The following is a 23,060-nucleotide window of genomic DNA, read 5'->3' on the forward strand; positions in this document are numbered from 1 at the left end:
CAATGCTTAAGACAATGAAGAACGCCTTAGCTGTGAAAGAGATTCGTCAAAAAATCTTATTTACACTGGGTGTCTTGATTGTATTTCGCTTAGGCACTTATATCACTGTCCCTGGGATCAACGCTAAAGCTTTGCAAAGCGTTGCATCTTCAGGGTTAATTAGTATCTTGAATACTTTTAGCGGTGGCGGTTTGACTAATTACTCCATCTTGGCGATGGGTGTATCCCCATATATCACTGCTCAAATTGTTATTCAATTGTTACAAATGGATATTGTTCCGCGCTTTGTGGAATTGGGTAAGCAAGGGGAAGTTGGTCGTCGTAAACTCAACCAATATACGAGATATTTAACGATTGTGCTGGCGTTTATACAATCAATCGGTATTACTGCTGGGTTTAACTATATGAGTAGCTTGAACTTAGTGCAGAACCCAGGCGTACAGACTTACATCAGTATTGGGGTTATCTTAACTGGTGGTACTATGTTTACTACTTGGTTAGGTGATATGATTACGGAACGCGGTTTAGGCAATGGTATTTCGATGATTATCATGGCTGGTATTATTGCCCGTGTTCCTGTCGGAATTCAAAAAATCTACACTGAACAATTTAAGAGCGCCTCTAATTTATGGCAACCAATCTTATATGCGGTTGTTTTGTTAGTAGTTGTTCTGTTGATCGTTACTTTTGTAACTTATGTTCAACAAGCTAATTACAAGATTCCAATCCAATATACAAGACGGTTGGCAGGTGCTTCAGAAAGTTCATATCTTCCTTTGAAGATTAATGTGGCTGGTGTAATCCCTGTTATCTTCGCAAGTTCGTTCATTGCGACACCTCAGACTATTTTGATGCTTTTCACACAAAATCACTCTGAGGATACTTGGTATCAAGTTTTGAGCAATTTGTTCAACATGCAGACAACATCTGGGATGGTCTTGTACACTGTTTTGATTATTGTCTTTACATTCTTCTATGCTTTTGTTCAGGTTAACCCTGAAAAACTGGCTGAAAACTTGCAAAAGCAAGGTAGTTATATTCCATCTGTTTGGCCAGGTAAGGAAACAGAGAAGTATGTATCAGGTCTTTTGATGCGCTTAAGTTCAGTGGGTTCACTGTTCTTAGGTGTTGTCTCCTTAATCCCATTGGTTGCTTCAAGTATTTGGGGCTTAGATGAATCAATTGGTTTAGGCGGGACAAGTTTACTGATTGTTGTCGGGGTAACCCTCGAGACAATGCGTCAACTTGAAGGCATGATGATGAAACAGGAATACGTTGGTTTCATTCGTGATGAAGACTAACCTGCGAAAAAGAAGCTGGATTTCCAGCTTCTTTTTTATTTGCTTCTACTATTAGAAGGCAATTTAAGGTATAATAAACAGGTAAAATATTTCGTTTTTTAAAGGAGATTATCTAAAATGGCATTGAACCTTATGTTGATGGGCCTTCCCGGTGCAGGTAAAGGCACCCAAGCTGAAAGAATCGTAGATGAATATAAGATTCCTCACGTTTCAACCGGTGATATTTTCCGTGCAGCAATGAAGAACGGTACTCCAATGGGCCTTGAAGCTAAGAAGTACATTGATAAAGGAGAACTTGTTCCTGATGAAGTTACTAACGGTATCGTTAAGGAACGTTTAGCTAAAGATGATATGAATGATGGCTACATGCTTGACGGCTTCCCACGCAACATGGCACAAGCTCAAGCTTTGGACGCTTTTGGCAAGGAATTAAATAAGCCTTTAAACTGTGTTATCAACATTCATGTTGATCCGGAATCATTGATGGAACGTTTAACTGGCCGTTACATCTGCCGCAACTGCGGTGCTACTTACCACAAAGTCTTCAACCCAACCAAGGTTGAAGGTACTTGCGACCGCTGTGGTGAACATGAATTCTTCCAACGTGAAGACGACAAACCTGAAACAGTTAAGAACCGTCTTGATGTCAACATCAAGATGAATACGCCATTACTTGCCTTTTACAAAGAAAAAGGCCTCTTGCACGAAGTTAATGGCAACCAAGACATCGACAAGGTCTTTAGTGATATCAAAGAAATCTTGGACAAGATTTAAGCAGTTAAAGCACATGACTTTTAAGTTATGTGCTTTTTTTATTAAATTCAAAATAAATTCTTGCAAAGATTCCACGGCTATGATATGATAATTCAGGTTTATCTTTTCAATAGGAGTACTTTGCCTTTTTGGCGGGTCTCCTGCGGAAAAAGGTGGGACTCCGCAAAGCTTCTCACATTTTGACGTGTAAAGTTTTAAAACCAAATTTTAAGGAGGTACTTTTACGTGGCGAAAGATGATGTGATTGAAATTGAGGGTACGATTAAAGAAACGCTGCCCAATGCGATGTTCAAGGTTGAACTCGAAAATGGACATGAAATTTTAGCGCATGTTTCTGGAAAGATTCGTATGCATTACATTCGTATTTTACCAGGCGACAAGGTTACTGTTGAAATGTCCCCTTACGATTTGACTAAGGGTCGCATTACCTATCGCTTTAAATAGATTGTACTTCGAAACTATTTAGGAGGTATGATTAATGAAAGTAAGACCATCAGTTAAACCGATGTGCGAACATTGCAAAGTAATCAAGCGCAAAGGTCGCGTTATGGTTATTTGTGAAAACCCTAAGCACAAACAACGTCAAGGATAATATTTTAGGAGGTGAAAAATAAATGGCTCGTATTGCAGGTGTCGATTTACCACGTGACAAGCGTATCGTAATCGGCTTAACATATATCTACGGTATCGGTAACACTACTGCTAAGAAGATTTTAGCAGAAGCAGGTGTTTCCGAAGATGTTCGTGTTCGTGATTTGTCAGCAGACGAAGAAGACAAGATTCGTGCAGCTGTTGACAACGTTAAGGTTGAAGGTGACCTTCGTCGTGAAGTTTCCTTGAACATTAAGCGTCTTTCAGAAATCGGTTCTTACCGTGGTCTCCGCCATCGTCGTCATTTGCCTTCTCGTGGTCAAAACACGAAGAACAATGCACGTACATGCAAAGGCCCTAAGGTAACTATTGCCGGTAAAAAGAAATAATTAAAGTAAGGAGGTTAGCTATTTCATGGCAGTAAAGAAAGCTCGTAAGCGCCGCGTAAAGAAGAATATCGAAAGCGGTGTTGCACATATTCATTCTACATTTAATAACACACTTGTTATGATTACAGACGTTCATGGTAACGCTGTTGCATGGTCATCAGCAGGTGCTTTAGGCTTCAAAGGTTCTCGTAAGTCTACTCCATTCGCAGCTCAAATGGCAGCTGAAGCAGCAGCTAAGGCAGCAATGGATCATGGTATGAAGAACGTTGAAGTTGCAGTTAAAGGCCCAGGTTCTGGTCGTGAAGCCGCAATCCGTGCTCTTCAAGCAACAGGTCTTGAAGTTACATCTATCAAGGATGTTACACCAGTGCCTCACAATGGATGCCGTCCTCCAAAACGCCGTCGTGTTTAATGTGGATTAGTATTCATTTTGAGGGAACACTTCATAATGTTTTCACCAGATTACACGTTACGTTTTGAAAGGGGTAAAGATAAGAATGATTGAATTTGAAAAACCAAAAATTCACAAAATTGAAGAAACAGCAGATTACGGCAAGTTTGTTGTCGAACCATTAGAACGTGGTTACGGTACAACTTTAGGCAATTCTTTGCGTCGCATTCTTCTGTCTTCATTACCAGGTGCTGCGATTACTGATGTTCAAATTGATGGCGTATTGCATGAATTCTCCACTGTAAAAGGTGTACTTGAAGATGTAACTGAAATCATTTTAAACCTCAAGAAAGTAGCATTGAAGATTGATTCCGAAGAACCACAAAGACTCGAATTTGATATTGTTGGTCCTAAGGAAGTTAAAGCTGGCGATCTTGCAACTAATAGCGATGTTGAAGTCATTAATCCAGACCTTTACATTTGCACAGTCGCTGAAGGTGCTTCATTCCATGCAACAATGAATGCTAATAAGGGCCGTGGTTATGTTTCTGCAAATGATAATAAATCAATGGTAGAAGATATGCCAGGTGTATTAGCAATCGACTCGATTTATACCCCAATCGAACGTGTCAACTACCAAGTAGAAAAAACACGTGTTGGTCAAAAAAATGATTATGACAAGTTGACCTTAGATGTATGGACTAACGGCTCAATCACACCAAGTGAAGCAATTAGTTTATCCGCTAAGATCTTAACAGAACACTTATCCTTATTTGTTGATTTGACAGATGAAGCTAAGAATGCTGAAATCATGGTCGAAAAAGAAGAAACACATAAGGAAAAGATGCTTGAAATGACGATTGAAGAACTCGATTTGTCCGTTCGTTCATACAACTGCTTGAAGCGTGCAAGCATTAACACTGTTCAAGCTTTGACAAACAAGTCTGAATCCGATATGATGAAGGTCCGTAACTTGGGCAAGAAGTCACTTGAAGAAGTTAAGGCTAAATTGGCAGATCTTGGTTTATCATTACGTCACGATGATTAATATTTTTTATTTAAGGGAGGGAATCCGTTCATGGCTTACCGCAAATTAGGACGCACAAGCGCACACCGTAAATCAATGTTGCGCAACTTGACAACTGATTTGATTGTTAACGGTCGCATTGTTACTACTGAAACACGTGCTAAAGAAGTACGCAAATTTGCTGACAAGATGATTACTTTAGGCAAGAAGGGTGATCTTGCATCTCGTCGTCGTGCTGCTGCATTCTTGATGAATGTTGTTGCTGACGTCAAAGAAGATGGCGACAAGGTTGTTGCTCAAACTGCTGTACAAAAACTTTTTGATGATGTTGCACCTCGTTTTGAAAGTCGCAATGGTGGTTACACACGTATCATCAAGATGGACGCACGTCGCGGCGATGCAGCTAAGATGGCTGTACTTGAATTAGTTGACTAATTCAAACGCAATTAAATAAAAATTGTCACTTTTACGATGATAACTGGGCGTTACGATGTTGGGGTAAAATCCGAGTCTAGTCCTAAGTAACCAGCTTTTGCTGGCGAAACCTTCACCGTAAAAAGTGATTTTTTTTTACATAAAATTATGCTTTAAAAGGGATGCAAGCATTTTCGCCTGAAATTAGGTATAATAAGGATAGTTAATTTTGTGAAAGGGCGGGCTTTGGCCCAGATAATTATGAAAGTTAAGATTAGTCGCGGACTGGCAATTGTTTTAGCGAGTCTTTGGAGTGTCTTTTTATTTATTGCAGCTTATATTTATCAGACAAAGGTATTTGAGCTCGATTACGCTCATACCTTTATGCTGGCGGGTGGGTTATCGCTTCTTTTTTATATTTGGCAATTAATTGAATTGGCATTGCCTAAAAAAGATTTAAGCACCCTGACAGCTTTGAGCAAACGGCTGCTGCAAAGAAATTTAGGTGAGAGTTTATCCTGGACCTTTTTAGCAGCGAGTGCCGTTTGCGTGTCATTTTTAAAGAAGGATATTTTTATGCTGATAGCTGCAATGATTGCGCTGCTAACTTTTTGGGGTGTTTTTGCTTTATTTAATTTGATTTTGTTAAAGCCATTTGAAAGTGACTTCAATGTTAAAAAAAGCTTTTTGCATTTGGCTGGCCATTTAAATGAAGGCACGCAGATTGTGTATGATGACGCGGTTAAGAAAGCTTGCAGCCGTGAAATTAAAATGCGGTTTAATTCCTATTTGCGCCGTTTTTTTGTGGGTTTGAGTCTTTTGGCCGCAGCTTTAGCGGTCTTGGCTATTAAACCTATTTTTGGCGTTTTTGCCTTTGTTTTTGCCGCTGTCTTCTTTCTAGGCTATACTTTTTTGGGAATTATGAGTTTTTGGGATAATATCAATAAGGTGCGTCGGCGCAACCTTTACCTATTATCAGCGCCGCAAATTTTGGGCTTTTACCAGCAGATATATTTGTTGGAATGGAATCATTTGCTTAAAATTTCTAAAGAAGATCAATTAAATATGGCATATGGCTTTTTAAGAGTCGAAGCTTTCAATGAATGCTTATTATTTTTAAAGCATACCAAATTAAAACGTTACCGCTTGAAGGCGACTTATTATACCTTGGCAGCGTTGACGGCCTTAGGTCGCAGAGAAGATGCTTTGAAAGCTTATGATGATTTAGACAAATTATCCCAACGCTTAAAAGGCAAAAAGAGTGAACAGGAAAAATTAATTTTAAACTTTTTTTCAGCTATTTTGTGGAAACGCTATGATCAAGCCCAATTTGAATTGGATAATATCCATAAATTTTTGAGTGAAGAAGAAGATACTTTATACCAGGCTTTTATCACTGAGAAAGTTATTTAAAACGATACCGCAAATTAAATCAGCAATTTGCGGTATCGTTTTTTTTTCTGTACAATGTTCAATATAAAAGTTAATACGTTTAAACGTAGGTGGGGGATATGATGGATTCAATCATTAAAATTAAAGATTTGAATTTTGCTTATACCAATGAAGATCAAGCTTTAACTTTAAAAGATATTAATTTAGAAATCAAACCAGGACAATGGGTCGCTCTAATTGGCCACAATGGGAGTGGCAAGTCCACATTGGCGCGGTTAATTGACGGCCTTTTAGCTGCGAAGTCCGGTCAAATTCAAGTCGGATCTTTCATTTTAAATGATGAAACGGTTTGGGATGTCAGAGAACAAATTGGGATGGTCTTTCAAAATCCTGACAACCAATTTGTCGGGGCCGACGTGGAAAGCGATATTGCCTTTGGAATGGAAAACCGCGGTATTGACCGCACCGAAATGGGTCGCAGAATTAAGAAAGTTTTAAAAGCAGTGAATATGGAAAAATTTGCCAAGCATGAACCAGTCAAACTCTCAGGCGGTCAAAAGCAAAGGGTGGCAATTGCGGGCGTTTTAGCTGTCCAGCCAAAAGTGATTATTTTTGACGAATCAACGAGTATGCTTGATCCTGAAGGACGCCAAGATATTGTTAACCTGATGCAAGAATTGAACCGTAAAGGGCATTTTACCATTATTTCCATCACCCATGATATCGATGAAGCTAGTTTAGCGGACCGGATTGTTGTGTTAAATGATGGCGAAATTGTCGGCGATGGGACACCCGAGGATATTTTTACGCAAACAGAATTGTTAAGCAAATTAGGCCTTGAATTGCCTTATCCGGAAGCTTTGAAGCAAAAATTACAGCAATTGGGCCTAGAAGTTCCCCAAGAATATCTTGATGAAGAAGGGATGGTTGACTTGTTATGTCAATTGAAATCAAACATTTAAGCTATATCTATCAGCCGGACACGCCATTAGCTCACCAAGCTTTGCAAGATATTTCCCTGGAAATAAAAGATGGCAGCTATACTGCTTTTATTGGCCATACAGGGAGCGGCAAATCAACTTTGATGCAGCATTTAAATGGGCTGTTGAAGCCAACAGAAGGTCAATTAACGGTTAATGGGCTGACCATTAACCCCAGCACTCAAAATAAAGATTTAAGCCAACTTCGTGGTAAGGTCGGCTTTGTTTTTCAATTTCCTGAAGCCCAGCTGTTTGAAGAAACCGTGCGCAAAGATATTGCCTTTGCACCGCAAAATTTTGGTAAAAGTGAAAGTGAAGCGTTGGAGATTGCTGAAAAAATGGCGCAAGTGGTTGGACTAGCGCCTGAGGTTTTGGACAAATCTCCTTTTGAACTCTCCGGCGGCCAGATGCGTCGGGTCGCCATTGCCGGTATTTTAGCGATGGAACCGGAAATTTTAGTGTTAGATGAGCCGACCGCTGGCTTGGATCCTACGGGGCGAAAGCAGATGATGGATCTTTTTGCCAAATTAAACCAGCAGGGGTTGACGATTATCTTGGTGACACACCAAATGGATGATGTGGCTAATTATGCTTCACATGTAATTGCTTTAGAAAATGGGCAAAAAATTGCCGATACGACACCCAGGGAACTTTTTTCCAAACCTGCTTGGCTAAGAGAGCATCATTTAGATTTGCCCAAGACCACAAAATTTGCCGAAAAACTGCAGCAAAAAGGCTTTGAACTGCCATATTTACCGTTGACGCAGGCTGAATTGGCCCAGATGCTGCAGCAACAATTGGGGGAGAAACATGAATAAATTACTTTTAGGCCGGTATTTAAACGGCGACTCGTTCATTCATAACTTAGATCCTCGCGGGAAGCTTTTGTTGTGTTTTTATTACGTCATCATTATTTTTTTATGCAACAATTGGCAAACCTATACCCTACTTTTTGGTTTTACCCTGGTTTGTCTGGCTTTGTCAAAAATTAAATTAGATTTTTTCTGGCGGGGAATTCGGCCCATTTTGGGTCTGATTTTATTTACTGTTTTATTGCAAGTCTTCTTTACTTCTGGCGGGCATGTCTACTTCAAATACGGCCCATTGATGCTGACGCATTTTGGTCTGGTCAATGGCTGCTATGTTTTTGTGCGTTTTGTTTTGATTATTGTCTTTTCAACTCTTTTGACGTTAACAACAGCCCCACTTGAGATTGCCGATGCCATTGAATCTTTGCTTAAGCCTTTGAAAAGGTTTCATGTGCCTGTTTATGAAATCTCCTTGATGCTGTCAATTGCTTTGCGATTTGTTCCGACTTTGATGGATGAAACGGAAAAAATTATGAATGCCCAACGGTCACGTGGGGTTGATTTTTCACAAGGTTCGCTCATGCAGAGAATTAAGGCGGTTATACCGCTGCTAATTCCTTTATTTGTCAGCTCATTTAACCGGGCAGAAGATTTGGCTACGGCCATGGAAGCACGGGGATATCGCGGCGGTGAAGGTCGCAGCAAATACCGCGTCCACATGTGGGCTAAAAAGGATACGTTATCGGTGGTTGTATTTGCTCTTTTAACGGTGGCGTTGCTTTTTTTGCGTAATTAGAAAGGATTCTTATGACACAAAGATATAAAATTACCTTGGCTTATGATGGAACTAACTTTGCCGGTTTCCAAGAACAGCCTAACCAGCGGACGGTGCAGTCGGTCCTGGAAAAAGCAGTTAATAAGATGAGCAAGGAAGACAAATATATAAAAATTTACGGCTCGGGCCGAACGGATGCCGGCGTCCATGCCTTAGGCCAAGTAGTGCATTTTGATTTTCCGCATCCGATTCCAGCTTCGGGGATGTTAAAAGGACTTAACTCCATTTTGCCCTTAGATTGTGAAGTAGTAGACTGTAAAATCGTCCCCAATACCTTCCATGCCCGTTATACAACCCATGCCAAGCGCTACATGTACCGGGTAAGTTTAGGCAAATTCACCAATCCTTTTAAACGATTTTATACCGCGCATTACAAATATCCCTTAGATGTTGAAAAGATGCAGCTGGCCATCCAAGATTTAATCGGGACGCATGATTTTTCCAGTTTTGTGGCTTCTGGTAGCCAAGTTAAAAACCATGTCCGCACCATCTATGAGGCAAGTGTTAAAGAAGATAAGGCTAATCAGGAAATCGTCTTTGAATTTTTAGGTAACGGCTTTTTGTATAACCAGGTCCGCATTATGGTGGCGGCGTTACTGGAAATCGGCAGCAATAAGCGGCCGGTGCATGATTTTTTGCGGCTTTATGAAGTTAAGGATCGCAATGAATGTCGTGGAACCGCACCTGCTAGTGGCCTTTACCTCAAAGAAGTTTATTATGATTAAAAAAATGCGAAAATTTTGAAAAATTAAACGTTACTAATTGACTAAGTTCAAGAAAAATCGTAATATAGTATTTGGTATTGTTTGCCCCACAGTAAGCCCCGTTAATCTTATTGTATGTCAAACATGTATACATCAAATGGAGGAAATTAACCGTGCGTACAACATATATTGCAAAACCAGGCGAAGTAGAACGTAAGTGGTATGTCGTAGACGCAACAAATGTGCCTTTGGGTCGTTTGTCCGCTGTTGTGGCATCCGTATTGCGTGGTAAGAATAAGCCAACTTTCACACCAAACGTCGATACAGGTGACTATGTCATCGTTGTTAATGCTGACAAGGTAGCTTTGACAGGTCGTAAAGCTACTAAGAAGGTATACTACCATCACTCAAACCATCCAGGTGGCTTGAAGGCTCGTACAGCTGGTGACTACCGTGAAAAGGATCCTGAAAAATTGATCGCAATGTCCGTTAAGGGTATGCTTCCAAAGGGTTCTCTTGGCCGTGAACAAGCTAAGAAGCTTCATGTTTACCGTGGTGCTGACCACAAGCATGCTGCACAACAACCAGCAGTTTTGGATATCACAAACTTAATCTAGGAGGATAACGAATTTGGCACAAGTACAATATCGCGGCACAGGCCGTCGTAAAAACTCTGTCGCTCGTGTAATCTTGGTTCCTGGTACAGGCAAGATTACTATGAATGGCAAATCTGCAGAAGAATACGTTCCATTCGCAAACTTACGCGAAGTTATGGTACAACCATTTGCTGTTACAGAAACTAAAGGTCAATATGACGTTTTAGTTAATGTTAACGGTGGTGGCTTCTCTGGCCAAGCAGGCGCTACTCGTCATGGTATCGCTCGTGCTTTGCTCGAAGTTGATCCAGATTTCCGTGGCGTTTTGAAGCGTGCAGGTCTCTTGACTCGTGATGCACGTATGAAAGAACGTAAGAAGCCAGGTCTTAAGAAGGCTCGTAAAGCTTCACAATTCTCAAAACGTTAATATACAGATTATCGAATTTGAGAGCACCCTATGGCTTAGTCATAGGGTGTTTTTGTTTTAATTTACAAGCAAAAGCGTAATTAAAGAGAAAATTTTAATCTGGGAGGGGAACTTTTTGTCAGCCAATTTGATTAGCAAGGTATCAAAGAAAACAGTTTGGGTGATAGGCGTATTCTTTTTTCTTGCCATTAACGTAAATAATTTAATTTATTATAACGACGCACGTTTTCCTATAAACATGAACCTTGGAATTAAGGTGATGTTGACAGTATGTTTTGTTGTGGCAGCTATTATAGTTGGAATTATCCTGTGGGTATTAATCCATAAATTGGATGAGCGTCGGAGCCTGCCCTGGATTTTGGCGGCAGCCTTCCTTGTAAGGCTGCTTTGGATTTTAGCAGTTAGAACTCCGCCGGTTCAAGACTACCAGGATATTTATCAGGCTTCTTTGGCTTTCGCGTCAGGTCAGAAAGATTTTTCTGTGACTAGCCATTATCTCTATCTTTATCCTTACATGATAGGTTTTGTTCTTTATCAGGGGATGATTATCAAAGTGGTTGGAGCTAAGATAATGTTCTTGAAATTTCTTAACGTTGTCTTTAGTACCTTGACGGTGTGGCTGACAGCCAGAATTGCTAAGCGGATTTTTTCACCGCGAGCGGGGCTTGCCGCAGCTTTAATGATGACTATTTATGTACCCAATATTGTCATCAATTCTATTTTAACCAATGATATCCTCTCCACCCTGCTTTTCTTGTGGGCGTTGGATATTTTTATAGATGAAAGGTTTAATTATAAGCGGGGAATAGCAGTCGGCGTTTTGCTGTTTTGCGGAAGCTTTTTGCGACCGTTGGCATCGATCCTTATTCTAGCCATTCTTCTTTATGGATTATTCATTAAACTTTGGCAACAGCCTTTAAAGCCAGTCTATTTGATAGCGTTATTTCTTATTCCGGTTTCTTATAGTTTGGTTAGCGTTGGTACCGATCAGACTTTATTACGAAGCAATATCAGCAGTCAAAGCTTTCGAACGGTCAACCAATATTGGAAATTTGCGGAAGGACTAAATGCTAAGACAAATGGTTATTGGAGTTCCGACGATTACGCTTATGTTTCTAGTGGAAAGACTGCGGCTGAACGTGATCGGAGGTCCAAAAAATTGCTGAATCAACGACTTAGTCATCCTCAAACGGTGACCCGCTTGTTTGTCAGCAAGTTTGCCGCTATGTGGTCTGACCTTGATAGCAATCTATCATGGGCAACAAAGGAAACAAAAGGATTTGGCTCGTCAAAATTGCTGCTGATAGTGCTCTGTATCCTGCAAAAGTCTGTATATATGTGTTTTTGTGGAATGATACTGTGGCTACTACTGTCAGGTAAGATTCCTGAAGCAGGTTATTTGATGGTTATTATAGCTTTGGGATATATTCTCATTCATGAGGGAATTGAAATTCAAACTCGTTACCGTTACTTTATCATGCCAGCCTTTATGATTTTAGCAGCTGGAGGATTTGACAATGACAGCATGTCAGAAATTATGCAGAAATTTACGGGAAGTTTTTTTGCTTAAACAAGCGATAGCTTTTTGCAGTCCCGATTGGCTGATTTTTGGGCCAAGCCTGTAAAGCTTCACAATTCTTAAAGCGTTAGCTACAATTATAGCAACATTTTGGAGCACTCTCTGGCTTTACCAGGGGGTGTTTTTTTGCTTCTGCAAATCAAGATAAAAAAAGCAAAGAAACATTAAAAATATGGCTCCATAAATTATATTATGATATGTTTATATTGCTCTTTTGATTAAAAAGGATTGAGGGAGGAAGACAAAATGGCTTTAAAATTTGCTAATAAGACTAAATTGGCTCTTTATGTATTCTTGTCGTTATTTTGTGCTTGTGGGGTAACATTGTCATTGCATATGTAACCAAAGAAGTTTTAAATCGGGCCCAAGCAAGACAGGGAAAAATTGAAGATTTATACCTTATTGCCATTATCGGGGCGGCAGCTTTAATATTTTTGATGCTGCTGGATTTTTTATATCGTTATTTGAGACAAGACCTTATTTTTGATTTTTTAGCCAATTAAATGAAATCCGTTCGACTAAGCCTATGTGGGATAAAGTTGAAAAAGCTTTAGCTTACCAAGAGCAGGATACAGCTAAAGCAGAGAATAAGACTTTTGAGAAGTTAACGGTCACTAATTTAGCTTACCAAACATCAGATCAGGTTATTTTTAAAGGTGTTAATTTTGAACTTAATCCGGGTGAAAAAGTATTACTTATGGCTCCAAGCGGTTGGGGCAAAACAACTTTGCTGCGCAATTTAATTGGGCAGCTGGCGCCTAATCAAGGCACGGTACAAATTGATAATCAAAGCGTGAATGGTTATTGGTCTAAAGCGCACCAGTACTTTGGCTATGTTAACCAAAAGCCTTTTATTTTTAATCGTGATTTAGAATTTAACCTTACTTTGGGACAAAAATTTTCACCAAGCGAATTGCAAGATGCGATTGAAAAATCCGGCTTAGATGAGTTAGTTGCGCAAAAAGGGTTATCCTACCAAGTAGGGCAAGCAGGCAGCAACCTATCAGGAGGACAAATTCAAAGAGTTGAGATTGCACGGTCGTTGTTAGCTAAGCGTCCAATCTTGCTGGCTGATGAAGCAACCAGTGCCTTAGATGGCCCTTTATCGTTAAAGATTCACCAAACTTTGCTTAAAAACCCAGAAATAGCGGTGATTGAAGTAGCTCACAAAATTTCAGAAGAAGAAAAGAAATTGTTTGACCGTGTGCTTATTTTGGGTGCAGACTAATAAATTTTCCCCCTCGCTGGTTTTAACCGCGGGGGCTTTTTGTGTTACAATTGTTCAGAAGTTAAGAAAATGAGGGATTAGATGAAACAGCTTATTTTAGCAGAAAAGCCTAGTGTTGCCCGTGATTTAAGCCAAATTTTAGGAGCTAAAGAAAAGCACCAGGGCTATTATGAAGGCTCAAATGTCGTGGTAACCTGGGCCTTGGGCCATTTACTAGGATTAAAAATGCCGGAAGACCTAAAGCCGGAGTGGCAAAAGTGGCAAATGGAGACCTTACCGATGCTGCCCAATAAAATTGGCATTAAACCGTTGCCTAAGACCGGCCGCCAGTTAAAAGTTATCAGTAATTTGGCCAAAAGAAAAGACATCAAAGAAGCCGTGATTGCAACTGATGCTGGACGTGAAGGCGAATTGGTAGCACGTTTTATTTTGCAATATATCCACTTTAACAAGCCGGTTAAGCGTTTGTGGATATCTTCGCAGACCGTCAAGGCTGTTAAGGAGGGCTTTAAAAAACTCAAGCCAGCCCAAGCTTATGATAATTTATACAAGTCAGCCTTGGCTAGAGCAACGGCCGATTGGCTCGTGGGATTAAATGTCACCCGAGCTTTGACGGTTAAATATCAAGATAATCTGGCAGCCGGACGGGTTCAAACACCAACGTTGGCTTTGGTTAATCAACGCGAACAAGAAATTGCCAAATTTATTCCGCAAAAGTATTATTCAGTCAGTTTAAAAATGGGCTCTAAGACAGCCAAATTGGTGCAAAAAAATCCTTATCAATTTAAAGAAAAAAACCAGGCTCAAGCACTTGTCGATAAAATTTCCAAGAGTGCCGGCATTGTGGATAAAATCAGTCGCAAGCAGACAAAAAAGCCTGCTCCCTTGCCTTATGATTTGACTGAATTACAACGGCAGGCAAATGAAAAATACGGCTATTCGGCTAAAAAAACCTTGTCCTTGGTGCAAAGTCTGTATGAAATCCATAAGGTTGTCTCCTATCCACGGACTGATAGCAAGTATTTATCTGATGATTTGCTGCCTTCGATGAAAGAAAGATTACAAGCCATCAGTTCTTTAGTAGAAGAAGCTAAAATTTATGCTAAAGCTGGTGGTAAAATAGTCCAAAAACAAGCTATTAATAACGCTAAAGTCACCGATCACCATGCTTTAATTCCAACAGAACAAAGACCGCAGTACAGCAAAATGTCAGCTGATGAACACCGCATCTATGCAATGATTGCCAAGAGATTTGCCGGTTTATTTGCACAGCCTTTTACCGAAGAAAAGGTCAAATATGATTTGGATTTTGCAGGGCAGCATTTTACGTTGAACCAAGCTAAAGTTTTAGAAGCTGGTTGGAACAGCCAAGCCAAAAATGATACGGAACTTTTGGAATTAAAGGAAGGACAAAAGGTTAAGGGGACTTTTGTAATTGCTGAAAAATTAACCACACCACCTACACCTTTAACTGAAGGGTCACTTTTAGCCTTGATGGAAAAATACGGTTTAGGTACGCCAGCGACACGGGCAGAAACCATCGAAAAATTGGTTTCCAGCGAGTTAATGGAACGCCAAGGCAAGAATTTACATGTTACCAAAAAAGGCCAGCAATTATTGCATTTGGTCAACCCGGCTTTGGTAACACCTGAATTAACTGCTAAGTGGGAAAAAGAATTAGAAGGCATTGCTCAAGGTAAAGTCGATGAGCAGAAGTTTATCTTTGAAATTAAAAATGACACGAAAAAATTAGTCAAAGAGATTAAAGATTCCAAGGAAAGTTATAAAGATTATGCTTTGACACAAAAGAAGTGCCCTGAATGCGGCTCTTTATTGCGCGAAAAGAAAGTACGTGATGGCAAGCTTTTAGTCTGCAGCAGTGATACCTGCAGCTACCGGCGCCGTGCTGAAGCTAAGGTAACTAACCACCGCTGTCCGCAGTGTCATAAGAAGATGCTGCTTATTTCTGGACCAAATGGAGATTATTTCAGATGCAAATTTGATGGTACCACGGAAAAACCAGGTGCTAAAAAAGGCAAAAAGAAGATGACTAAGCACGAAGAACGCAAATTGATGCAAAAAATCAACCGGGATGATGAACCACAGGAAAGTGCTTTGGCTTTAGCTTTAAAAGCTGCAATGGATAAATAAAAAAGGACAGTTTGCTTAGCAAACTGTCTTTTTTTATGATTTGCTTTTGCTCATGAAGGGCATTTTCAGCCACAAAGTTTTGTACCAAACTTCTTTTTGTTTAGCAGCAACCTTTTGTTTTTCAGTACGCAAAAAATGGTTTATCCATTGGTGAAAGCGCGTTTTAAGGAGCCATTGATGGAAGCGGGGTGAAAATTTCGACATACTATACAAGAAAGCGAGGATGAAGGGAACTTGGGGGATAACGGGCAACATCAAACCGATAATAGACAAAACAAACATAACGATGGCTAGCATGAGCCATAAGAAGCGTGTAATCAAAAAATCCCTCCTTGAATCTTTTATTTAGAACAGTGTATCATAGTAATCTAGGACAAAGGTTACAAGAATAGTAAAAATTTGTTAAGTTTGTGTAAACGAAAACAATGCTGATATATCAAAACTTTTGAATGAGGATGAAGATGGAAAAAGAAGTTGTTGCTAAATATCAAGAAGGACAATTGTTACTAAAAAATAAAAAATATCAGCCGGCTTTAGCGTCTTTTAAAGATGTATACAAAAATCAGCCGGCCTTTTTGTCAGTGTGCTATTTTTTAGGAAAATGCTACTATTATTTAGATCAGATGCAACCGGCGGAGACGTATTTAAAAAAGCATTTAGCCAGTTCTTATCCTAAAAATCAAGCTCAGGCAGCTAAATTGCTGTGTCAAGTCTACCTCAAAGGCAATAATTATCCAGCAGCCAAAACCATGTTTGAGCAGGCAAGGCAACTGGGAGCTAAAAATTTAACGAAGCTAAAGCAGGCTTTAACGCCGACTTTGCAATTCAAATTTATCCAGTTAGCTAAAAATAATACTCCGATTGCTAAATGCAATGCTTCTGAATATCAAGGAATAAAATTTTTTATTAATAAGATGGATGATGATAAAAAACGCGCCTTTATGGATGGTAAGTGGCATAAGCTGGCGGTTACGCGGCCTAAACCTGCTAAATTTAAGGGTTTTATGTCAGTAGCTGTTTTAGATGAACGGAATTATTATCAAAAATACTTAAAAAAGCTTCCCAGCCTTTATTATCAGTCGGCCTTTAATGATTATTTGGAAAATGACCGTTTCTTTAAGGATAAATGGGAAAAATCACGCGTCTTTTCACTACTGGCAACGCGCATTTTTAAGCGGGAGCAGATTTTTGAACTATTAAAGCTCAATGACTTGCTCGATGCAGATGCTCAAAAGCAGCTGAAAAGTTGCGATGACTTGGTTTACCTCAAGCAGCAGGGGGAAGTTTTGCCTTTAAGGGCTGAAAAAATATTTGAAAATCCACAACAGTTACGAAAATTCGGCTTTTTATGCGCTAAAAATTGCCATCAAACCTTACATTTAAAGGATAAGTGCCAAGGTGAAAGGTTAATCAAAAAGATTTTGCAAACATCTAGCAAACAAGAACTTCCCTTTAAGCACACCCAAAGAAGCTATCAGCCAACACCAGAACAACAAGCCTTTATCAAATGGCTTAAACAAAACAATCGGCGTGTTATTAACCTTTTAGGTGTCGGTGGCAGTGGTAAAACCTATACTTTGGGACAAATTTTAAATCAAAAGCGGGTATTAGCTTTAGCGCCAACCCACAAAGCCCGGCTGAATTTAGCGGCTAACGGCTTTAGCCACAATGAAACCCTGCAAAAAGTTTTATATGAATTAGCCAATAGCCAATCTGAGCTCTTAGATGGCGATAAATATGACTTGATTATCATTGATGAAATTTCTATGGCCACACAGGCAATGATTGTTGAATTATTTAAGTATATTGGCTTTGATTACCGCTTTTTATTCTTGGGCGATGATAGGCAATTGCCGCCTGTCAGTCAAGATGAAGACGCCCTAGAAGTATGCGGAAATGTAATGGAATTGCTGCATCTATATGGTTCCTGCTACTGTTTTACTGATAATTTGCGGTGTAAGGATGCAGCTACTAGCGCTTTGATTGCCCAATGTCGTAAGCAAAATGCTGCTTATGTTAAAACAACGCCTACTTTTGTAACACAAAGTGGGCAACAGATGCTTGAAGATAAGTTAAACCACCCTGATTTAGAAGATTGTATGATTTTGGCCTACCGGAATTTAACGGTGGGAAAAATTAATGAGTTGTTCTTTAAAAAATTGTCGAAAAACAAACGAAAGGTTATCCCATTTGAATTAACCAACATTTATGGCCGGGGCGGTTTTTTTATTGGAGCGCAAGTTGTTTTTTACCGCAATGATGATCAATATCAAAATTACGGCTATACCAATAGTGAATTTGGAGTCATTACAGCTATTGAAATGCCTAGTGAAAAAAAGCCTGATGGTAAAATTTTTGTCAAAACCGACGTCAAAGAATATGCGCTTCCTGTGTGGCGGGCCAAAGAAGATTTGTTTTTAGCCTATGCTTTGACCATCCACAAGTCACAAGGCAGTGGATCTAAAAGAGTATATGTGGTCGAAGCTAATGATTATTGCCAAGCTTATACGGCGTTGTCGCGGTCCAAAGAAAAGGTATATTTTGTTTCGATGACGCGAAATGAGTTGATAAAGGCTATTTTGACGCCGACTAAATTTAAATATAATGTGCTGAGTTACAAATAAATAATCTTAATTATGATAATAATAAAAAATTAATATGACGTCGCTTACATTGAATTGAAGGGTTTTGACGGCAGATATTATGTGCTAGAATAATCCTGTTATTTATAATTTGGAGGCCTTGAGATGAGTAATAGAAGACGCAAGCATCATCAACATCATATGTCAATTCCTTGGCATGAATTTGTACCGGAAGATGATCAAATTTTGGCCCAAAAAGCTGATTTAGAAGCTAAATCAGCGGTTGTAGGGCGGGTAGGTTTGATGATGTTAGCTTGCGGTACCGGAGCATGGCGGGTACGCGATTCGATGAATATTATGGCACGGAAGCTTAATTTAGTCTGTTCAGCTGATATTGGACTGATTTCGCTTGAATTTACCTGTGTTGATCAAAATGGCCACAGCCACACACAGGCATTGTCCTTGCCGACAACCGGTGTTAATACCGATAAATTGACTTTAATGGAACGTTTTATCAAAAAGGTCAATAAATCAGAAACTAACTTGACGTTAGAAGAAATTCATAATGAACTGGATAAGATTCAAAATACTAAGGGTAATTACCAGCCTTATCAAGTCGGTTTAGCTGCCGCTTTAGCGTGCTGTGCCTTCGTTTTTTTGCTGGGAGGAGGCCCAATTGAAATGCTGGGGTCCTTTATCGGAGCTGGTTTAGGTAATTATACGCGCCGTAAAATGCTTGATCGGCATATTACACTGCTAGCTTGTGTAGCGGTCAGTGTGATGGTGGCCTGTTTAGCTTACAGTGCTTCATTTAACTTGATGGAGTTATTGTTCAATATTTCTTCACGTCACGAGGCAGGTTATATCGGGGCTATGCTCTTTGTGATTCCTGGTTTTCCCTTTATCACCAGTGGGTTGGACATTGCAAAGATGGATATGCGCTCAGGTCTTGAAAGATTAGCTCATGCTTTGGTGATTATTGGTGTGGCAACCTTAGTAGGCTGGGCTATGGCTTTAATGGTTCACTTGCAGCCGGAAGATTTTGTGCCTTTAAAATTAACGGCTTTACAGTATTTTTTGCTGCGGATTCCAGCCAGTTTTTGCGGGGTCTTTGGTTTCTCAATTATGTTTAACTCGCCCAAAAAGATGGCAGCAATCGCCGGCTTGATCGGTGCAGTTGCTAATCCTTTGCGGTTGGAATTGGTTGATATAGTTCATATGGAACCAGGATTAGCAGCCTTTTTCGGCGCTTTAACGGCAGGTTTGTTAGCGTCATATGTGTATAAAAAGATGCATTATCCACGCATTTCTTTAACAGTTCCGTCCATTGTGATTATGGTGCCGGGTTTGTACATGTATCGAGCCGTTTACAACTTAGGTTTAGCCTCGATTTCCGTTGGCGCTTTGTGGGTGACCAAAGCAGCTCTAATTGTTATTTTCTTGCCACTAGGCTTAATTGTGGCCCGCATTCTAACGGACGACAAGTGGCGTCATTGCAACTAAACTAGGGTGCTTTTGGGAGCGGTTATAAGTCGTACTGCAAGTGGCAGATGCCGCCGTGGGTCTGACAATACCCCAAGGCAGCTGTGGTTGCAGCTAGCCTTATGCGATCAAAAGCCCAACTAAACTAGGGTGCAATCACGAACGATTATGAGCCGTAAAATAAGCTTGCCCTGGCTTGCAGTGTAAAAAATGGTGTTATATCTAAGCTTAACAAAAGCTTGATATAACACCATTTTTTTAGATTTATTTGATTACTAAGAAATACAGCAAAACTAAAATGCCGAGGGCAATCCGATACCAGCCGAAGATTTTGAAATCATGCTTTTTAATATATTGCATCAAGAATTTGATGACAACAATTGAAGAAACAAAGGCAGTAATTAAGCCGACCAACATAATCCAAATTTCAGTTGTAGAAAAGACTAAACCAAATTTCAATAACTTAAATAAAGCTGCCCCAAACATGACTGGAATAGCCAAGAAGAAGGTAAATTCAGCGGCTACTGTTCTAGAAACGCCTAAAATTAAAGCACCGACAATGGTAGCGCCTGAACGGGATGTTCCCGGGAAAATAGCTGCAATTAATTGGAAGAAGCCAATCATAACCACTGTATAATAGGATAAATCGGCAATTGAATTAATTTTAGGCCGACGGTGCTGGTTGACGGTTTCAATCCAGATAAAGGCAACCCCAAAGACGATTAAGGCAATAGCAACACTGACAGGATTATAGAAGAGCTTTTCAAAAGTATCATTGAATAATACCCCGATAATGCCGGCAGGAAGACAGGCAATAAAAATTTTAATCCACATGATAAAAATATCGCGGTCTAAATATTTCCAAATGCCCTGTGGCGCAAGGAAGCCTTGTTGTTTACTCTTATGGAATGGCCAAATTTTAGACCAATAGATAACCACAACAGCCATGATGGCTCCTAATTGAATGACAACTTCAAACATACTGTAAAAAGACTTGGAAACATCTAATTTAACAAATTGATCCAGTAAAATCATATGACCAGTGGAACTAATTGGCAGCCACTCGGTAATACCTTCGACAATCCCAAATAAGAAGGATTTGATTAATTCGATAAGCATATAAAAATTCCTTTCTTGTTATTAACTAACTTTTTTATTATATGCAAAGTTATTAACGATGACAAGCGATATTCTGTGCTTGGGTATGGTAAAATTAATTCAAAGTAATAAGGGGTGTAGTGGATGACACAGCAACAGAAAAAAAGAAAAGAATTGTTAGCGCAAAGTCTGTTTGAATTATTAAAGCATGAAGCCATTGAAAAGATTACGGTTGATCAAATCTGCCATGTGGCTGAGGTGCACCGCAGTACTTTTTATCGATATTTCCGTGATAAGTATGATTTGATGCATTTTGCTTTTGAAAAATTAATGCTGGCCCGAATTGAAGGCGAGCATTTTGTGGATGCTATGATTGAAATGATTTTAAAGAATAAAGAAGTCTTCCGCAATATTTCAATCAACAATAACAATAACACCCTTTACTGGATTATGGTCGATATGTTAAGTCAGCAACTATTAGATGCTCAAAAAGAAGGACGCTTGCATGAATTAGAGTGGATTGGCAACGATATTAAATTATCGATTGCTCCACTTTTGGCGGCTAAAATGTACGCAGGCGCCTTTTTGACGATTATTTTTGAATGGATTAATAGTAATTATCAGATGGATCCGCAAGAACTCAGTCTTTTCATTAAAAATTTGCATAAATAAAAAGGAGAATTAGTCAGGAGGGATAAGCATGAAGGATAAAAAAGCAGATATTATTGTTGTTGGTGCTGGGTGTGCGGGTTTAGTAGCCGCTATCCAAGCACGTGAATTACATCAAAAAGTTATCGTTTTAGAAAAGATGGCTCAAGCGGGCGGTAATTCCATGCGGGCTTCTTCAGGAATGAATGCCGCTGAAACTATCCCGCAATTGAAAGCGGGCGTTATTGATGATTGGCATGCTTTTTACGCTGAAACGCTCAAGGGCGGCGGCTATTTAAATGATCCAAGTTTGTTGGAATATTTTGCTTCCCATAGTGCTTTAGCCATTGACTGGCTGGCAGCTCATGGGATTATTTTGGATGATTTAACCATTACTGGTGGAATGAGCGTGAAAAGAACGCACCGGCCGCATAGTATGGCGCCAGTAGGGGCTTTTTTGATTAAGCACTTGCTTAAGCGGGCGCAAGAGTTGGACATTCCGGTTATTTGCCAAACCAAAGTGCAAAAATTGCTGCAAAAAGATGATCGAATCGTTGGGGTTGCAACCAACCAAGGTGAATTCAAAGCAAAGGCTGTAATTTTAGCAACAGGTGGTTTTGGTGCTTCACCAGCGTTAATTCAGAAGTATCGGCCTGACCTTGCTTCATTTAAAACAACCAACCATCAAGGTGCTACAGGTGATGGCCTTAAATTAGGCCTTGAAATCGGAGCGCAATTGACACAGATGGAATTAATCCAGGTCCACCCTACCGTTAACCAGGATACAGACCATGCCTACTTGATTGGTGAAGCTGTTCGCGGTGAAGGGGCTATTTTAGTGAACCAGCAGGGAATGCGGTTTGTGAATGAACTGGCAACTAGAAAAGTCGTATCAGCGGCGATTACAGCTTTACCTGAAAAAAGTGCCTACTTGCTTTTTGATGATCAGGTTAAAAATAGGGTAAAAGCCATTGATTTTTATCAGCAAAAAGGCTTAGTAAAGCAAGCTGAAAGCATAGATTCTTTAGCCGAAATGCTTAAAATGGATACTGCTGAATTAGCAAGTACGGTGAAAAGATGGAATCAAATGGCGACCGCTAAAAAAGACAGGGCTTTTCAGCGGACGACGGGCTTAAAGGTGTTGAGTAAGAAACCGTACTATGCGATTCATGTCGCACCAGCAATCCACTATACGATGGGTGGATTGCATATCAATGATAAAGCCGAAGTTTTCGATCAAAACGGGGAAATTATAGGTGGCTTATATGCCTGCGGTGAAGTTTGCGGTGGATTACACGGCAATAACCGCATTGGCGGCAATTCCATCGCCGAAACAGTCATTTTTGGCCGCCAAGCCGGACTACAAGCAGTGTGCAATCGTGAGCGGTCATAAGGCGTAAGCTAAGCTTAAAATGGCGCAAAAGGTGCATGGCATAGGAAGGATGAAGATGCGAAAACTTAATTTTAAAGCTTTAATGGTAGGTATAGGTCTTTTTTTAATGGCACTTTTATTTGGCGGAATTATTATTTTTCGCTTAACTCATCGGGGTCATTTAGGTTTAGGACCTGTAAGAACAGGGAAACTGGCCTTTTTAACAATGGCTGCCTTAGCTGGTGCCTGTTATTATTTCAAACAAGTATGATAGGGTGCAAAACTGAGCG

At 39.9% G+C, this 23,060-nt stretch carries 26 protein-coding genes; 24 read left to right on the top strand and 2 right to left on the bottom strand.

The genetic code is table 11. The annotated features are described in order from the left end of the window. The first annotated feature begins 2 nt into the window (after positions 1–2). From secY to BMX26_RS06405, 19 genes are all read left to right on the top strand, one after another. Complete coding sequence (gene secY / locus BMX26_RS06315; RefSeq protein WP_075530597.1) at positions 3–1,301, top strand: preprotein translocase subunit SecY; 1,299 nt, start codon at positions 3–5, stop codon at positions 1,299–1,301. Between the two features lie 117 nt (positions 1,302–1,418). Continuing rightward, entirely contained in the window at positions 1,419–2,075 is a 657-nt protein-coding gene (locus tag BMX26_RS06320; RefSeq protein WP_075530598.1) for an adenylate kinase, read from the top strand. Positions 2,076–2,300: 225 nt separating this feature from the next. Continuing rightward, positions 2,301–2,519 (top strand): translation initiation factor IF-1, encoded by a 219-nt coding sequence (gene infA / locus BMX26_RS06325; RefSeq protein WP_003689399.1) that lies wholly within the window; start codon positions 2,301–2,303, stop codon positions 2,517–2,519. Between the two features lie 34 nt (positions 2,520–2,553). Then, positions 2,554–2,667: a 50S ribosomal protein L36 gene (gene rpmJ, locus BMX26_RS06330; RefSeq protein WP_075530599.1), complete on the top strand. Its 114-nt coding sequence runs from the start codon at positions 2,554–2,556 to the stop codon at positions 2,665–2,667. Between the two features lie 22 nt (positions 2,668–2,689). After that, positions 2,690–3,055 (top strand): 30S ribosomal protein S13, encoded by a 366-nt coding sequence (gene rpsM / locus BMX26_RS06335; RefSeq protein ID WP_075530600.1) that lies wholly within the window; start codon positions 2,690–2,692, stop codon positions 3,053–3,055. 25 nt (positions 3,056–3,080) lie between these two features. After that, positions 3,081–3,467: a 30S ribosomal protein S11 gene (gene rpsK, locus BMX26_RS06340; protein WP_075530601.1), complete on the top strand. Its 387-nt coding sequence runs from the start codon at positions 3,081–3,083 to the stop codon at positions 3,465–3,467. 85 nt (positions 3,468–3,552) lie between these two features. Next, positions 3,553–4,494 carry a DNA-directed RNA polymerase subunit alpha gene (locus tag BMX26_RS06345; RefSeq protein ID WP_075530602.1) on the top strand — a complete coding sequence of 314 codons (942 nt, stop codon included), beginning with the start codon at positions 3,553–3,555 and terminating at the stop codon, positions 4,492–4,494. 30 nt (positions 4,495–4,524) lie between these two features. Continuing rightward, positions 4,525–4,908, top strand: coding sequence for a 50S ribosomal protein L17 (gene rplQ, locus BMX26_RS06350; RefSeq protein WP_075530603.1), 384 nt, complete (start codon positions 4,525–4,527; stop codon positions 4,906–4,908). Positions 4,909–5,133: 225 nt separating this feature from the next. Continuing rightward, on the top strand, positions 5,134–6,300 hold the full coding sequence (locus BMX26_RS06355; protein WP_143454874.1) for a hypothetical protein: 1,167 nt from the start codon (positions 5,134–5,136) through the stop codon (positions 6,298–6,300). 101 nt (positions 6,301–6,401) lie between these two features. Then, on the top strand, positions 6,402–7,241 hold the full coding sequence (locus tag BMX26_RS06360; protein WP_075530605.1) for an energy-coupling factor ABC transporter ATP-binding protein: 840 nt from the start codon (positions 6,402–6,404) through the stop codon (positions 7,239–7,241). Further along, on the top strand, positions 7,217–8,077 hold the full coding sequence (locus BMX26_RS06365) for an energy-coupling factor ABC transporter ATP-binding protein (RefSeq protein ID WP_075530606.1): 861 nt from the start codon (positions 7,217–7,219) through the stop codon (positions 8,075–8,077). The genes BMX26_RS06360 and BMX26_RS06365 overlap by 25 nt, the downstream gene beginning before the upstream one ends. Further along, positions 8,070–8,864, top strand: a complete 795-nt coding sequence (locus BMX26_RS06370) for an energy-coupling factor transporter transmembrane component T family protein (RefSeq protein WP_075530607.1) — start codon at positions 8,070–8,072, stop codon at positions 8,862–8,864. The genes BMX26_RS06365 and BMX26_RS06370 overlap by 8 nt, the downstream gene beginning before the upstream one ends. 11 nt (positions 8,865–8,875) lie before the next feature. Further along, on the top strand, positions 8,876–9,628 hold the full coding sequence (gene truA / locus BMX26_RS06375) for a tRNA pseudouridine(38-40) synthase TruA (protein WP_075530608.1): 753 nt from the start codon (positions 8,876–8,878) through the stop codon (positions 9,626–9,628). 152 nt (positions 9,629–9,780) lie between these two features. Continuing rightward, a complete protein-coding gene (gene rplM, locus BMX26_RS06380; RefSeq protein ID WP_075530609.1) occupies positions 9,781–10,224 on the top strand; it encodes a 50S ribosomal protein L13 in 444 nt (147 codons plus the stop codon). Positions 10,225–10,237: 13 nt separating this feature from the next. Then, complete coding sequence (gene rpsI / locus BMX26_RS06385) at positions 10,238–10,630, top strand: 30S ribosomal protein S9 (RefSeq protein WP_075530610.1); 393 nt, start codon at positions 10,238–10,240, stop codon at positions 10,628–10,630. 115 nt (positions 10,631–10,745) lie between these two features. After that, complete coding sequence (locus BMX26_RS06390) at positions 10,746–12,200, top strand: ArnT family glycosyltransferase (RefSeq protein WP_075530611.1); 1,455 nt, start codon at positions 10,746–10,748, stop codon at positions 12,198–12,200. 320 nt (positions 12,201–12,520) lie between these two features. Next, on the top strand, positions 12,521–12,712 hold the full coding sequence (locus tag BMX26_RS09765) for a hypothetical protein (RefSeq protein WP_225355218.1): 192 nt from the start codon (positions 12,521–12,523) through the stop codon (positions 12,710–12,712). A 23-nt stretch (positions 12,713–12,735) separates the two neighbouring features. Further along, on the top strand, positions 12,736–13,437 hold the full coding sequence (locus BMX26_RS06400) for an ABC transporter ATP-binding protein (protein ID WP_075530613.1): 702 nt from the start codon (positions 12,736–12,738) through the stop codon (positions 13,435–13,437). 81 nt (positions 13,438–13,518) lie between these two features. Beyond that, the gene (locus BMX26_RS06405; RefSeq protein ID WP_075530614.1) at positions 13,519–15,588 is read left to right on the top strand and encodes a DNA topoisomerase 3; all 2,070 of its coding nucleotides are present in this window, start codon (positions 13,519–13,521) and stop codon (positions 15,586–15,588) included. Between the two features lie 33 nt (positions 15,589–15,621). Here BMX26_RS06405 and BMX26_RS06410 read toward each other — a convergent pair whose 3' ends face one another. Further along, positions 15,622–15,909 carry a DUF454 family protein gene (locus tag BMX26_RS06410; protein ID WP_225355219.1) on the bottom strand — a complete coding sequence of 96 codons (288 nt, stop codon included), beginning with the start codon at positions 15,907–15,909 and terminating at the stop codon, positions 15,622–15,624. 140 nt (positions 15,910–16,049) lie between these two features. Between BMX26_RS06410 and BMX26_RS06415 the strand changes: the two genes are divergently transcribed. Both BMX26_RS06415 and BMX26_RS06420 read left to right on the top strand, forming a co-directional pair. Next, the gene (locus BMX26_RS06415; protein WP_075530615.1) at positions 16,050–18,212 is read left to right on the top strand and encodes an AAA family ATPase; all 2,163 of its coding nucleotides are present in this window, start codon (positions 16,050–16,052) and stop codon (positions 18,210–18,212) included. A 123-nt stretch (positions 18,213–18,335) separates the two neighbouring features. Continuing rightward, on the top strand, positions 18,336–19,673 hold the full coding sequence (locus BMX26_RS06420; protein WP_075530616.1) for a threonine/serine ThrE exporter family protein: 1,338 nt from the start codon (positions 18,336–18,338) through the stop codon (positions 19,671–19,673). 243 nt (positions 19,674–19,916) lie between these two features. Here BMX26_RS06420 and BMX26_RS06425 read toward each other — a convergent pair whose 3' ends face one another. Then, positions 19,917–20,771: an undecaprenyl-diphosphate phosphatase gene (locus tag BMX26_RS06425; RefSeq protein WP_075530617.1), complete on the bottom strand. Its 855-nt coding sequence runs from the start codon at positions 20,769–20,771 to the stop codon at positions 19,917–19,919. A 123-nt stretch (positions 20,772–20,894) separates the two neighbouring features. Here BMX26_RS06425 and BMX26_RS06430 point away from each other — a divergent pair, with 123 nt between their 5' ends. Genes BMX26_RS06430 through BMX26_RS06440 form a run of 3 tightly spaced genes read left to right on the top strand, consistent with a single transcriptional unit; the run spans position 20,895 to position 23,041 of the window. Next, complete coding sequence (locus BMX26_RS06430; RefSeq protein ID WP_075530618.1) at positions 20,895–21,422, top strand: TetR/AcrR family transcriptional regulator C-terminal domain-containing protein; 528 nt, start codon at positions 20,895–20,897, stop codon at positions 21,420–21,422. Positions 21,423–21,450: 28 nt separating this feature from the next. Next, positions 21,451–22,791 (top strand): flavocytochrome c, encoded by a 1,341-nt coding sequence (locus tag BMX26_RS06435; protein ID WP_075530619.1) that lies wholly within the window; start codon positions 21,451–21,453, stop codon positions 22,789–22,791. 55 nt (positions 22,792–22,846) lie between these two features. Continuing rightward, positions 22,847–23,041, top strand: coding sequence for a hypothetical protein (locus tag BMX26_RS06440; RefSeq protein ID WP_075530620.1), 195 nt, complete (start codon positions 22,847–22,849; stop codon positions 23,039–23,041). The last annotated feature ends 19 nt before the right edge of the window (positions 23,042–23,060 follow it).

Origin of the sequence: Ligilactobacillus sp. WC1T17, assembly GCA_900110005.1 — a bacterium.
In the GTDB taxonomy this organism is placed as follows: domain Bacteria; phylum Bacillota; class Bacilli; order Lactobacillales; family Lactobacillaceae; genus Ligilactobacillus; species Ligilactobacillus ruminis_A.